The 13627-nt window shown below is 67.3% G+C and carries 12 protein-coding genes; 8 read left to right on the top strand and 4 right to left on the bottom strand.

Going from position 1 to position 13627, the window contains the following annotated elements; genetic code table 11:
- The first annotated feature begins 260 nt into the window (after window positions 1-260).
- The 5 genes from ACFU9P_RS19445 (at window position 261) to ACFU9P_RS19425 (ending at window position 6085) form a co-directional block, all read left to right on the top strand.
- Window positions 261-1166 (top strand): universal stress protein, encoded by a 906-nt coding sequence (locus ACFU9P_RS19445; RefSeq protein WP_384082297.1) that lies wholly within the window; start codon window positions 261-263, stop codon window positions 1164-1166.
- A gap of 173 nt (window positions 1167-1339) precedes the next feature.
- Window positions 1340-2881, top strand: a complete 1542-nt coding sequence (locus ACFU9P_RS19440; RefSeq protein WP_384082294.1) for an AMP-binding protein — start codon at window positions 1340-1342, stop codon at window positions 2879-2881.
- 201 nt (window positions 2882-3082) lie between these two features.
- A complete protein-coding gene (locus tag ACFU9P_RS19435; RefSeq protein WP_384082291.1) occupies window positions 3083-4108 on the top strand; it encodes a cupin domain-containing protein in 1026 nt (341 codons plus the stop codon).
- A gap of 38 nt (window positions 4109-4146) precedes the next feature.
- Window positions 4147-5058: a hypothetical protein gene (locus tag ACFU9P_RS19430; protein WP_384082288.1), complete on the top strand. Its 912-nt coding sequence runs from the start codon at window positions 4147-4149 to the stop codon at window positions 5056-5058.
- Between the two features lie 19 nt (window positions 5059-5077).
- Complete coding sequence (locus ACFU9P_RS19425; RefSeq protein WP_384082285.1) at window positions 5078-6085, top strand: alpha/beta fold hydrolase; 1008 nt, start codon at window positions 5078-5080, stop codon at window positions 6083-6085.
- Window positions 6086-6128: 43 nt separating this feature from the next.
- On the opposite strand, the gene poxB is transcribed toward ACFU9P_RS19425, so the two are convergent.
- The 3 genes from poxB to ACFU9P_RS19410 all read right to left on the bottom strand — a co-directional run bounded on the left by poxB (window position 6129) and on the right by ACFU9P_RS19410 (window position 9030).
- Window positions 6129-7865 (bottom strand): ubiquinone-dependent pyruvate dehydrogenase, encoded by a 1737-nt coding sequence (poxB, locus tag ACFU9P_RS19420; RefSeq protein ID WP_384082282.1) that lies wholly within the window; start codon window positions 7863-7865, stop codon window positions 6129-6131.
- 17 nt (window positions 7866-7882) lie between these two features.
- Complete coding sequence (locus ACFU9P_RS19415; RefSeq protein WP_376380665.1) at window positions 7883-8479, bottom strand: DoxX family protein; 597 nt, start codon at window positions 8477-8479, stop codon at window positions 7883-7885.
- A gap of 170 nt (window positions 8480-8649) precedes the next feature.
- Window positions 8650-9030 (bottom strand): YciI family protein, encoded by a 381-nt coding sequence (locus ACFU9P_RS19410; protein WP_384082279.1) that lies wholly within the window; start codon window positions 9028-9030, stop codon window positions 8650-8652.
- Window positions 9031-9229: 199 nt separating this feature from the next.
- Between ACFU9P_RS19410 and oxc the strand changes: the two genes are divergently transcribed.
- On the top strand, window positions 9230-10948 hold the full coding sequence (gene oxc, locus ACFU9P_RS19405; protein WP_384082695.1) for an oxalyl-CoA decarboxylase: 1719 nt from the start codon (window positions 9230-9232) through the stop codon (window positions 10946-10948).
- 13 nt (window positions 10949-10961) lie between these two features.
- Window positions 10962-12176 carry a CaiB/BaiF CoA transferase family protein gene (locus ACFU9P_RS19400; protein WP_376380674.1) on the top strand — a complete coding sequence of 405 codons (1215 nt, stop codon included), beginning with the start codon at window positions 10962-10964 and terminating at the stop codon, window positions 12174-12176.
- A gap of 226 nt (window positions 12177-12402) precedes the next feature.
- Here ACFU9P_RS19400 and ACFU9P_RS19395 read toward each other — a convergent pair whose 3' ends face one another.
- The gene (locus ACFU9P_RS19395) at window positions 12403-12870 is read right to left on the bottom strand and encodes a Crp/Fnr family transcriptional regulator (protein WP_376380677.1); all 468 of its coding nucleotides are present in this window, start codon (window positions 12868-12870) and stop codon (window positions 12403-12405) included.
- Between the two features lie 168 nt (window positions 12871-13038).
- Between ACFU9P_RS19395 and ACFU9P_RS19390 the strand changes: the two genes are divergently transcribed.
- Window positions 13039-13548 (top strand): DUF6328 family protein, encoded by a 510-nt coding sequence (locus ACFU9P_RS19390; protein WP_384082276.1) that lies wholly within the window; start codon window positions 13039-13041, stop codon window positions 13546-13548.
- Window positions 13549-13627 lie beyond the last annotated feature (79 nt).

Here is a 13627-nt window from a genome sequence, read left to right as displayed (position 1 = left end):
GCCCGCAGTCCGGCCGGCAGACAGACCAACAGGCCCTGCCAAAGGGGCCGTTCAGCCCCATCGTCACGGACCTTCGGCATCCCGCGGAATTCTCCCCGCGGGACAAGAGTGAGCGGTGCCGGGCAGCGACCGGACGGCCCACCGGTGGTCCGCACACCACAACCCCACTCGATACGACGCCGGAATCGCACGCCCCGATTCAGAACACCCCGATACGGAACGCCCTATTCGGAACGCCCCGATTCAGAAGGTGGAAGCCCATGTCCCGTACCGTCATCGCCGGCCTCGACGGCTCGCTCGAAAGCCGGGCCGCCGCCGACTGGGCGGCCCGCGAAGCAGAACTGCGCGGTCTGCCGCTGAAGCTGGTCCACGTCTGGGAGCCGGTACCGGAACCCGTCGCGCAGGCCTCGCTCCTCGGGGCGGAGACCCAGCGGCACTGGAGCGAACGGATTCCCCGGGAGTCCGCCGAGAGCATCCGGCAGCGGCATCCCGGAGTCGAAGTCACCACGGAGCAGCTCTCCGGACGGCCCAGTGACGTCCTGTCGGGTCTGGCGGAGGACGCCGCCCTGCTCGTCCTGGGATCCCGCGGGCTGAGTGGGATCGGCGGCTTCGTGGTGGGCTCCGTCGGCCTCGCCGTGGTGGCGCACTCCGAGCGGCCCGTGGTCCTGGTGCGCGCCGGGGAACGGGCGACGGACGAGCACACGGCGGATCCCGCCGGCATCCCGTCCGCCACGACTCCGTACCGGCCCGTGGTCCTGGGCCTCGATGCCGACAGCCCGGACGCCTCGGTCATCGAGTTCGCCTTCGACGCGGCCGTCCGCCGGTCCACCTCCCTGCGGGTCGTCCATGGCTGGAACCCCCCGGCCTACTACGCGTACGCCCTATCCATCGACTTCGAACTCCACACGGAGCTGTCCCGGCAGCAGGCCGCCACCCTGACCGAGGTCCTGGACCCGTGGCGGAAGAAGTTCCCCGATGTCGAGGTCAGGGCCGAGTCCGGCTCCGGCAGGCCCGCCGACCAACTGGCCGACGCCTCCCGCGAGGCATCCCTGGTCGTGGTCGGCCGCCGGATCCGCCGCTCCCCGATCGGCGCCCACATCGGACCCGTCACCCAATCCGTACTCCACCACGCCGCGGCCCCCGTAGCCGTCGTCCCGCACGACTGACCACTCCAATGATCATTCCAACACGACTGATCACTCCAAGGGGAGACGTCGACCGCTGACCTCCGCTTCGCGTGGCCTTGATGAACCGTTCAGGGCGTCGGGAACGGGGAAGTCCCTTTCCCAATGCGATCGAGCGCCCGACAGGCGCTCGTTCCGGACAGAGGGAGAGAGCAATGCGGGTTCCGATGACCGTGGCGGACTTTCTCGACCGGGCGGAGCGGGGGTTCCGTACCAGCCCCGGTGTGGTCGACGAACCGGATCAACCCGGCCCGCCCGTGCCCGTCTCGACGTACGGGCGGCTCGGCGAGCGGGTACGGGCCTGGCAGGCGGGGCTCGATGCGCTCGGCGTGGGGGAGGGCGAGCGGGTGGCGGTGGTGAGCCACAACTCCGCGCGCCTGCTTGAGCTGCTGTTCGCCGTGCCGATGAGCGGACGGATCTGCGTGCCCGTCAACTTCCGTCTGAAGCCCGAGGAGATCGAGTACGTGGTGCGGCAGAGCGGCGCCTCGGTCCTGTTCGTCGATCCGGAACTGGACGCGGCACTCTCCGGGATCAAGGCGCGCCACCGCTTCGTTCTGGGCGAGCAGACCGAGGCAGGACTCATGCGTTTCGGCGTCGAGCCGCGCCCGTGGTCGAGTCCGGACGAGGACGCCACCGCGACGATCAACTACACGTCAGGGACCACCGCCCGCCCCAAGGGTGTCCAGTTGACCCACCGCAATATCTGGGTCAACGGGCTCACCTTCGGGCTCCACACCCGGGTGTGGGAGCGGGACGTCTATCTGCACACGCTGCCGATGTTCCACTGCAACGGCTGGGGGATGCCGTTCGTGATGGCCGGACTGGGCGTCAAGCAGGTGGTGCTGCGCAAGGTGGACGGTACGGAGATCCTGCGCCGGATCGACGAGCACGGAGTCACGCTGATGTGCGGCGCGCCCGCGGTGTGGAACGCGGTGCTGGACGCGGCGGCTTCCTGGGAAGGAGAGATCCCGGGCCGGGACAGGGTACGGATCGTCTGCGCGGGCGCCCCGCCGCCGAGCAGGATGATCCAGCGGGTGGACGAGGAACTGGGCTGGGAGTTCACCCAGATCTACGGCCTGACCGAGACATCACCCCTGCTCACCTTCAACCGGACCCGGCCCGGCGACGAGGCCCTGCCCGCGGAGGAGCGTGCACGCAAACTCTCCCGCGCGGGACTCCCCGCGCTCGGCGCCAGACTGAAGGTCTCCGACTCCGGAGAGGTCCTGGCCCGGTCCAACGTCGTACTCGACGGGTACTGGGACAAGCCGGAGGAGACCTCAGCCGTTCTTGAGGACGGCTGGTTCCGCACCGGCGACGGCGGCACGTTCGACGACGCCGACGGGCATCTGACCATCTCCGACCGGAAGAAGGACGTGATCATCACAGGCGGCGAGAACGTGTCGTCGATCGAGGTGGAGGACACGATCTTCAGCCATCCGGCGGTCGCCGAGGTAGCCGTCATCGGTGTGCCCCACGAGAAGTGGGGCGAGACGATCAAGGCCCTGGTGGTCCTCGTGGAGGGCGCGACGGCTCAGGAGGCCGACATCATCGCCCATTGCAAGCAGCGGATGGCCGGCTACAAGGCACCGACGACCGTCGAATTCCGCGATGCCATCCCCCGTACGGCCACCGGAAAGATCCAGAAGTACAAACTCCGCGAGCCGTACTGGTCAGGCCTGGACCGAGGGGTCAACTGACCGCCTCTGACCGCCCCGCTCCGACCGCCTCGCTTTTGACAACGGCTCGTGGCGGGCGAGAATTGAAATGGTGTGCGACTACGAGGTCCGAGGCCCGGCCCCATTGAACGGGGCGTACGAACAGGTCACGGAATCGCCGGTGAGTCATGGGCCGGCGGCTCGGTGGAACGGTGCTCGGACCTCGGATGGGACGGTTGAGCAATGGCCAAGGCCAGGACTCCACAGGACCTGAACAGGCCAATCCAACAGGACGCACCTCTGCTCAGGCGCGGCAAGCTGGTGAAGCCGGGTGAGGGCGTCTCGATCTGGTGGATGGGCGACGACCTGATCACTTTTGCCGCTGTCAGCGAGGACACGGGAAGTGAGTACGCGTTCTGGCTCGATTGTCCGCCGGCCGGAACCGGTCCGCCCAGACATGTCCATTCGCGTGAGGAGGAAGGCTTCTTCCTGCTCCACGGGACGCTTGAACTGAAGGCCGGGGGAATCGACACCATCGTGGGCGACGGTACGTTCTTCGCGGCGCCCCGTGGCATCCCTCATGAGTGGCGCAATGTCGGAGAGGACAGCGCGGAACTCATCACCTTCACCACCCCGGGCGGCAACGAGGGCTTCTTCCTTGAGCTGGGCGCACCTGGCGATGAGCCTCCGGGTGAGCGCGGGACGATGCCGGTCCAGGAAATCAACGCCCGGACTCCTCGCTACGGCGTCACCTATCTGGAAAGCGGCCCCAACGGGTCGGCAAGACCCCTTCCGATCGGCGAAGGACGCGGTCCCACGCTGGTCCTCCCGGGCGAGGGCGACCGCCGGTACGCCGCAGGAGCGACGTACAACATCAAAGCGGCGGGTCTTGCGACCGCGGACGCCTATACGGTCACGGAGATCACGCTTGAGCCGGGCGGCGGCCTGCCCGCCCACCGCCATGCCCGTTACGAGGAGGCCTTCTACGTCCTGGAAGGAACCGTCAGCGCGCAGGTCGACGGACAGGAGTACGAAGCCTCCGCCGGTGCGGTTGTGCTTGTGCCCTGGGGGGTTCACCACCAGGTGCGGAACCGTAGCGATCGGAGCGCAAGACTGTTCGACCTGACGGTGCCCGGCGGGATCGAGGAGTACTACCGCGGTGCGTGTCGCCCGTCTCCCGGGCCGGAGAGCGATCCGGACGGGGATCTGAACCGGCTGACGGAGGTCGGGAAGAAGTTCGGTATCGAGGTCGGCAACAGGAGGCTGTAATGACGGACGCCAACTTTTTGACCGGTAGCAATGGTCTCGTGGCAGTCGACAAGGTCGGGAATCATATTCTGTTTCTCGATCCGGCCACGTATGAGGTCGAGTTGACCCTCGAAGGCTTCGCGCCCAGGGTGCACGAGCTTCTCATCTCGTCCGATCGCCGCTTCGCGTATGTCCCCATCTACGGTGCCGGCATTCACGGGGACAACCCTCATCCGGGCCATCTGATCGCCAAGTTCGACCTGCGGGAACGGAGGCATGCTGGTGACCTCAGCACGTATCCGTATCTGGCCCCGCACGGCCTGCGATGGGGCGCGCGCGGCCAGTTGTACTGCGTGTGCGAGAACAGCGGTGTGGTGCTCGAAATGGATCCCAAGAGCGGCGCGATCGCGAACGTGATCGAGGTGGGTTCCAACAAGGCGCACCGCGTCGAGGTGCTGCCGGACAACAGCAAGCTCTACACCGAGAACGAGGAAGACACGTTCGCGTCGGTCGTCGATCTGGCCACGAAGCGTGTGATCAAGAAAATTCCCACGCCGAACGGCTGCGCGGGAATCGGTATGTCCCCCGACGGGGAGACGGTCATTCTGGTCGACGCACTGCAGCCGCAGTTCTATGTGGTCGACACGGTCTCGGACGAGATCCGCGCGACGGTCACTCTCGACGGGCACCGGAAGGCGGCCCAGATCGCGCGCTACAGCCCCGACGGCAGGTATCTCGTGGTCACGAACTTCGAGGAGCCGCTGGCGACGGTCTTCTCCGAGGACCTCAAGTCCCAGACGCTTCTGCACCTCGGCCAGGGCCCCATGAACATGGCCTTCCACGAGGACGGGGAAACGGTGCTCATCGCGAATCACAACGAGGGCTCGCTGGCCGTGTGCAATCTCGAACGCGGTGAGGTGCTGCGTACCGTACAAGCGGGCTTCGGCATCGAGACCCTCTCGTTCTTCTAGAGGCTTCCAGAGGTCGCTCATGACCATGACCACTGACTGGCAATCCGAAGCCGAGTCGGGCTTCCACACCGTCGGCGACTTCCGGTTCGACGACGGACACCGCCTCGATGTGACCTTGGCGTACCACACGCTCGGTTCGCTGGACGCGGACGGCGGGAACGCCGTGATGCTGCTGCACGGCACCACCGGTTCCGGCCGGCAGTTCCTGGAACCGTCCATCGCGGACTTCCTGTTCGGGAGCGGCCAACCTCTCGACGCGAGCAGGTTCTTCGTGATCCTGCCGGATGCCATCGGGCACGGCAGGTCGAGTCGGCCCAGTGACGGGCTGGGACCCGGCTTCCCGCACTACGGCTATGGAGACATGGTCGAGGGGCAGCACCGGTTGCTGGTGGAGGGGCTGGGCGTCGAGCGGTTGCGGCTGCTGCTGGGCACGTCGATGGGCGGGATGCAGACGTGGATGTGGGGTGAGCGCTATCCGGACCAGCGGGCGCTGATGGCGATCGCCAGTCTTCCGGAGCGCATCACCGGGCGGAATCTGCTGTGGCGGAGGATGCTCATCCATCTGATCGAGTCCGATCCCGCATACGGCGACGGGCGCTACGGCAAGCAGCCGGCCGGTGTCGGTCACGCGATGGCGCTGTTCCAGCTCATGGCCGGAAGCGCGCGGCACATGGCGTCCGATCTTCGGTCCATCGACGACACCGACGGGCAGATCGAGAGAATCGCGTCGCAGGCGCTGGACTGTGAGGACGCCAACGACGTCATCTGGGAGTTCGACGCGTCCCGGGACTACGATCCGGCGCCCGGCCTCCAGTCGATACGGGCGCCGCTGCTGGCCGTCAACTTCGAGGACGACGAGCTCAACCCCGTCGAACTCGGAGGTCTTGAGAGAGCCATCGCGAAGGTTCCCCACGGACGGGCTACGACGCTTCCGGCCGGCCCGAAATCGCGGGGGCACCAATCGCTCCATGTGGCGGAGATCTGGTGTGACCACCTCGCCGAGCTGCTTGACCGGACCCGGGACTGACGGCTCCGGTCAGTGGTGCTCACTCGGTCATTCGGTACCTCGGTCATTCGGTGCTGAGCTGCCGCAGGTTGGTCTTGGTGAGTTCGAGGATCTCGTCCCCCCGGCCGGAGAGGATCGTCCGGGTGGCGAACAGGGTGAAGCCCTTGAGCTGCTCAAGGGTGATTTTCGGGGGCAGCGACAGTTCGTACCGTTCGGTCCGGGCGTCGATCAGCGCCGGTCCGTTGTGCGCGAAGGCCGCGCGCAGGGCGTCCTCCAGCTCGTCGGCGCGCGCGACGCGCGCCGCGAACAGGCCGGCGGCGCGGGCCAGGGCGCTGAAGTCGGGGTTGTCGAGCCCTGTGCCGTACGTGACGATGCCCGCGGCCGTCATCTCCAGCTCGACGAAGGACAGCGCCGAGTTGTTGAAGACGACGATCTTCACCGGAAGGTCCAGCTGGCGCAGTGTGATCAGCTCGCCGAGCAGCATGGCCACGCCGCCGTCACCCGACAGCGCGACCACCTGGCGGCCGGGCTGACCGGCCTGGATGCCGATCGCGTGCGGCAGCGCGTTGGCCATCGAGCCATGGTTGAAGGAGCCGATGAGCCGCCGCTCGCCGTTCATCCGCAGATAACGGGCCGCCCACACCGTCGGAGTGCCGACGTCGGCGGTGAAGGCCGCGTCACGCGCCGCCAGCCGGTCGATCGCGGCGGCGACCTGCTGCGGATGCATGGGGGAGCCGTCCCGTCCGGCCTCGGCCAGCCGGTCCAGCCGGGCCCGCACCCGCCGGTAGTGCCCGGTCATCCTCTCCGCGAAGTCGTTGTCCGTCCGGCGCTCCAGCAGGGGAAGCAGCGCCTGCGCGGTGTCCTTGACGGTCCCCACCAAGGGGACCTCCACCTGCGTACGGCGGCCGATCTGCTCGCCGCGCACGTCGACCTGCACGACGGGGACGTTCTCGGGGTAGAACGACCGGTACGGGAAGTCGGTGCCGAGCATCAGCAGCGCGTCGCAGTGCTCCATCGCCCGGTAGCCGGAGCTGTAGCCGATCAGCCCGGTCAGGCCGACGTCGTAGGGGTTGTCGTACTCAAGGAAGTCCTTGCCGCGCAGTGAGTGGACCATCGGCGCCTTCAGCGCCGCGGCCAGCGCGACTGCCTCGTCGTGGGCGCCCGCGCAGCCCGCCCCGGCCAGGATGGTCACCCGTCCGGCGGCGTTGAGCACGCGCGCGGCCCGCGCGAGCGACCGGTCGTCCGGCCGGATGATCGAGGCCGACTTGAACACCGGGCGCGGTGCCGACGAGGAGGCGGCGCGGTCGAGGAAGAGTTCGCCGGGGATGACCACCACCCCGACACCACCGCGCTCCAGGGCCGTGCGCATGGCCATCTCCAGCAGCCTCGGCACCTGCTCGGGCACGCTCGCCATCTCGCAGTACACACTGCACTCGCGGAACAGCTCCTGAGGGTGTGTCTCCTGGAAGTAGCCCCCGCCGATCTCCGCGCGCGGGATGTGCGCGGCGATGACGAGCACCGGCACCCGGCTGCGCTGTGCGTCGAACATGCCGTTGACGAGGTGCAGGTTGCCTGGGCCGCAGCTACCGGCCGCGACGGCGAGTTCGCCGGTGACGCCTGCCTCGGCGGCGGCCGCGAACGCGGCGGCCTCCTCGTGCCTGACATGCTCCCAGACGATGCCGCCGTCGCGGCGCAGGGCGTCGGTGAACCCGTTGAGGGAGTCTCCCGGCAGGCCGTAGATCCGCCGTACGCCGGAGGCTTTGAGCGTGGAGACGATGGCATCCGCGACTGTGACGGCCATCCGTTCCTCCTGACTGTTCAGGGGCTGCGCGTGACTTCTGACATCCCGCCCGGACCGCTCGCTCGCCACAGCACACGCCGCGTGGCCAGGCCCCCCAGCACGCCGGCCGCACAGCCGACGATGCCGGCGGACGCGGGCCAGTCGATGCCGGCCAGCCGGTCGAGTGACCAGGCGCCCGGCCCGGCGAGCCCGGTGACGGCCACGGACAGGATCAGGACCAGCGGGTACTCGTATCCGTCGTCCTGGACCCACAGCCCGTGCGGGAACTTCACCGTGGCCGCGACGGTCATGACGCTGGCGACGGCCGCCACCCCGAGCGGCGTGAGGAGCCCGGCCGCGAGCAGCAGGCCCCCTCCTGTCTGACCGCTCCCGGCCGCCAGCGCGGTGAGCCGGCCGCCACGGAAGCCGTCGGCCCGGAACTCCTCGGCACCGGCGGTCAGTCCGACTCCGCCCAGCAGGTGCGTCATCTTCTGCAGACCGTGGGCGGCGACCAGCCCTCCGACGACAACACGGAGGGCGAGCAGCCCGGCATCGGTGGAGACGGCGTCCGGGCCGGCAGCGCCCCCTGCCGCACGCAGAGAACGCCGTCTGACGGTGAGTCGTGGATACCGCATGGTCACTTCATTTCTCGCGCCGCGGCATGACAATCCGTTTCGAACTGTGCAGATTGACGCCTTCAGTACAACGTCCCCATATCCGGTGCGCAAGCTGTGGATCGTGATCTTGCATACGGGGGCGGCCGTTGCCGTCACCCGGTGTGGTCGATTCAGATGGGCCGGTGTGGTCAATGCAGGTGGAAGGACGAGCTGGAGGCGTCGAGCGAGATCGGGATGCGTCCCTCGCGCAGCTCCCAGGGGAACGGGCCCTCGAAGGTACGCAGCCCTCGTCGGCACAGCGGGTCCTCGGCGAGCAGTTCGCGGGCCTCGTCGGCGGTATCGGTGTTCAGGATGGTGAGTCCGTCGCCGACCTGCACACCTGGCTCGACAAACGGGCCCGACGCCCAGAGCAGCCCACGGCCTTCCAGCTCGATCATGTACCGCAGGTGGTCCCCGACGTACGGCGTGATTTCGGCGTCCTCGGCGACCCTGCGGTTGATCGCCGCGAACAGCCGTTTCCTGGTCATCCGGGCGAGGAGTTGCTCTACGGTCTTGTCGGTCGTGGACACAGTGATACTCCTTCTCGTGGCGGGCGCCGTGCGACGTGTTATCCCACGCCGGGTGGATTGCTAGACACGATGCCGACTGACCTGGATGGACACCTCCGGTAGGCGTGATCGCCACTGCGGTGGAAGGGTTGGGTTCAGTCGCTCACATTCCTGGGTGATTGATTCGGCATGCATACATGCGGCGTTGGGCGGAGTGGACATGTCTGAGCGGTCGACCCGGCAATTGACCAATGGGTTCAATCTGCTTATCGATGCACTCCAGGCCAATGGGGTGCAGACCATGTATGGCGTGGTCGGAATCCCGGTCACGGATGTGGCACGTCTGGCGCAGGCCCGTGGCATGAGGTACATCGGATTCCGGCACGAGGCGTCGGCCGGAAACGCCGCGGCCATCGCGGGATTTCTCACTCGACGTCCGGGTATCTGTCTCACTGTTTCCGCTCCAGGCTTTCTGAACGGCCTGGTCTCTCTCGCGGCGGCCACGGTCAACTGCTTCCCCATGATCCAGATCAGCGGTTCCAGCGAACGGCCCATCGTCGATCTCCAGCGGGGCGACTACGAAGAACTCGACCAGTTCAGCAGCGCGAAGCCGTTCGCGAAGGCGGCGTACCGCGTCGACCGCCCCGAGGACATCGGACTGGCCACCGCACGTGCTGTCAGGGCCGCTGTGTCCGGACGGCCCGGTGGTGTCTATCTGGACATCCCCGCCGCGGTCCTCGGCGCGACTCTCGACGCGTCGACGGCAGCCGAATCGATCTTCAGCCCCGTGGACCCGGCTCCGGCTCAACTACCGGACCCCACCTCCATCAGGCGCGCCCTCGACCTGCTGCAACGTGCGCAGCGGCCTCTCGTCGTGCTGGGCAAGGGTGCGGCGTACGCGCAGGCGGACGAGACCATCCGTACCTTCATCGAGCACACCGGCATCCCGTTCCTTCCCATGTCCATGGCGAAGGGGCTGCTGCCGGACGGCCACCCGCAGTCCGCGGCGGCGGCCCGCTCCTTCACCATCGGCAATGCCGACGTCGTGTTCATGGTCGGCGCACGGCTCAACTGGATGCTGAGACACGGGGAACCGCCCCTGTGGAACCCGGACGCGAAGTTCGTACAGGTCGACGTCGCGGCCACCGAATTCGACAGCAACCGCCCCATCGCGGCCCCCGTTCTCGGGGATATCCGCTCCGTCTTCGACGTGCTGGTGAAGGAACTTGAGAACTGCCCGGTCCAGGCGCCCAAGAAATGGACCGACGAGATCGGGACCCACAAGGCCAAGAACGTCGAGAAGATGGCCGCCCGCCTCGGCGCGCCCCATGTACCGATGGGATTCTACGGCGCGCTCCGGGTGATCCGGGATGTCATCGCGGACCACCCGGGAACTTATCTGGTCAATGAGGGAGCCAACACGCTCGACTTCGGCCGGGACATCATCGACATCCATAAACCGCGTCACCGCCTCGACACCGGCACCTGGGGCGTCATGGGGATCGGAATGGGCTACGCGATCGCGGCAGCCGTGGAGACAGGTGATCCCGTGATCGTCGTCACGGGCGACAGCGCTTTCGGGTTCAGCGGTATGGAGGTCGAGACGGTCTGCCGCTACAAACTCCCCGTGGTGACCCTCGTGTTCAACAACGGTGGCGTCTACAAGGGCGATGCCGTGAACGCCGAGTCCGCCGATCCGGCACCGACCGTACTCATGCACGACGCACGCTACGACAGGATCGCCGAGGCTTTCGGAGCCGCCGGCCACCATGCCACCACACCCGAAGAACTCGACTCCGCGCTGCGCCAGGCCATGGCATCGAAGAAGCCGGCGGTCATCAACTGTGTCATCGATCCCACGCTGGGCACCGAAAGCGGACATCTGCAGAACCTCAACCCACAGAGTTCGGTACCGGAAACGGCATCGACGAAAAAGTAAGGGGACGGCTTCAATGACGGCAACCGCACGCACGGCAAAAGACCGGGCGAAGACCGACGCACGGAGCGCCGGGCATCTCGACCCTGAGAAGCCGTATCCGCTCGCGGGGATCACCGCACTCGACTTCACACATGTGCTGGCGGGGCCGACGTGTTCGCGCATGCTCGCGGACGGCGGGGCCCGGGTCATCAAGGTCGAGCGGCCGGGCGTGGGAGACGACACCCGGAAGATGGGGCCGTTCCTCAAGGACGGGAGCAGCGAGTACTACCGCTTCGCCAACGTCGGTAAGCAGTCGATCGCCATTGATCTCAAGAATCCCGAGGACATGGCGCTCATCAGACGGATGCTCGGCAAGGTCGACGTGGTCGTGGAGAACTTCCGGCCCGGTGTGATGGCCAAACTGGGTATGGACCCGGAAGAACTGGTCAAGGAATTTCCGCGTCTTGTGGTGTGTTCGATCTCCGGCTTCGGCCAGTACGGGCCCATGCACGACCAAGCCGCGTACGACACGATCATCCAGGCCCTGTCCGGGATCATGGACGCGACCGGTTTTCCGGACGGCGGGCCCACTCGTGTCGGTACGTCCCTCTCGGACATCGCCGCGGGAATCTACGGGTATTGCGGCATCGTGACCGCACTGCTCGCCCGGGAAAGCACGGGTATGGGGAGTACGGTCGACATCGCCATGCTCGATTCGACGTTCGCCCTCCTTGAGCACGGTCTCATGGACGCGCTCGGCCCACGAGTGCGGCCCCAGCGGCTCGGGAACCGGCACCCGTTCATGTATCCCTTCGACACCTTCGCGTGCCGGGACCAGCCACTCGCCATCACCGTCGGGAACGACCATCTGTTCGGGATTCTGGTCGATGTACTCGGCAAACGGCAACTGGCGACGGACAACCGCTTTGACACGAATGCGAAGAGGTCCGACAACTGGGCCCCGTTGAAGCAGGAGATGGAGGCCGTACTCACGACCGACACGGCCGCCGCATGGCGCACGAAGCTCGAACAGGCCGGTATCCCGGTGGGCGTGGTCCTCAATGTGGACGACACACGCAGACTTCCCCAGATCAAGGCACGGGCCATGGTGAAAAACGTCGGGGGCTACGACGTGCCCGGCAGCCCCTTGAAGTACGGGCGGTACAACTCCCTCGGGACACTGTCGCCGTCGCCCGAGCTAGACGAACACGGTGCCGCCATCCGTGCCGAGTTCCAAGAGAGCAAGTAGAACAATCGTTGCCGCCCACCGGCCACGGGCGAACGGTCCCTGGCGGCCAGGGACCGTTCGCGGGTACCGCCGGACTGTGGCGCGACCGGGGCCCGGCGTGACGGGAGCCGCTACTGCGCGGCGAGACGCCAAAGACGCGACGGGTCGGTGTCGCAGTTGTAGATGACGGTGAACGCGTTGTTGTCGACGCGGCCGCCGGGGGGCTGAGGCACTTGCCGCTGTCCTCTCAGGGCATCGGGCCCTCGTTCGTGGCGTGCGGTGCGAACAGGTCCAGGATCCGGGTCCTCGCCTCGTGCAGCCGGTAGGCGAGGACCCCGCCTATCCAGAGCGCCACGGCCTGCCCGAAGACCGGATCGGCGCGGCACATCCGCCGTACGTCCTCGGCGTCGAACTCGTAGGTGCGTACGAGCGTCATGGCCTCCGCCCCGAGCTGCCAGGCGAACGGCGGGAAGAGCCAGGACCATCCGACGAGACTGCCGGCGCCGAGCGATCCGACCTCGGCCGGGCGGCGGCCCGGCACCCGTACGTCGAGGATCACGCAGCCGCTGCGCACGATCCAGAAGCGGTCGGCTGGCTGTCCCTCGTCGAAGAGGCGGGTGCCCTCGGCGAAGTTCACCTCGCGCGCACCGCGCATCAGGCGTTCTCTGTGGTGGATGGGGAGTGCGTGCAAGGTGGTGTCTATGGTGGTGGTCATCAGTGCCGCCTCCTGGGAAAATGCCGCGGCGACCGGCCCACGAACCCGCGGCGGCCTGCGGTTCTTCCTCTCCAGACTCCACCAGGACTTCGCCGTGCGCTATGGGGCATCCGCTTCCGTACGGAGAGTCCTTCCGGCCCGATTCCCGGGGGTGGCGGAGAATGGGGCATGCCCATGCGACCGGATGACGACAGCTGGCGGGACGGTCGGCAGGACAGCCATGAGCCGGTTCGCCAGGAGACCCCCGACCAGCGAGCAGACCGGAATCTGGTGGAACTCCTCCAGGAGCTGCGGGTCGTCCAGACCGGGGTGCAGATCGTCTTCGCCTTCCTCCTCGGCGTGGCCTTCACCAACCGGTTTCCCGGCCTCGACGACTTCCAGCGCGACACCTACGTGGTCACCCTGCTGCTCACCGTGGTCTCCTCCGCGCTGCTCGCGACACCGGTCGCGCTGCATCGCGGCCTGTTCCACCGCGGTGTCAAGCGCCGGATCGTGGATCTTTCGGGACGGCTGGCCGAAGCGGGGCTGGTCTTCCTCGCCCTCTCGCTCAACGGCGCCGTCCTGCTGCTGATGGATGTCGTGCTCGGCCGGACGCCGGCGGTCGTGATCACCGCTGTCTCGACCGCGATGTTCGTAGGTCTGTGGTTCGTTCTGCCCCGTGTGCTGCGCCGCCATTGACGGCCGTCATCGGCGCCGACGGCCATCATTGACGCTTCTGCGACGGTCCTGCCGGTTCAGGTGTTTTGGGGTTGGATGG

It is taken from the genome of Streptomyces sp. NPDC057617 (assembly GCF_042800555.1).
Classification (GTDB): Bacteria; Actinomycetota; Actinomycetes; order Streptomycetales; family Streptomycetaceae; genus Streptomyces.
Note: the sequence above shows the minus strand (reverse complement) of the source record. Positions and strands in the feature narration are given on the sequence as shown.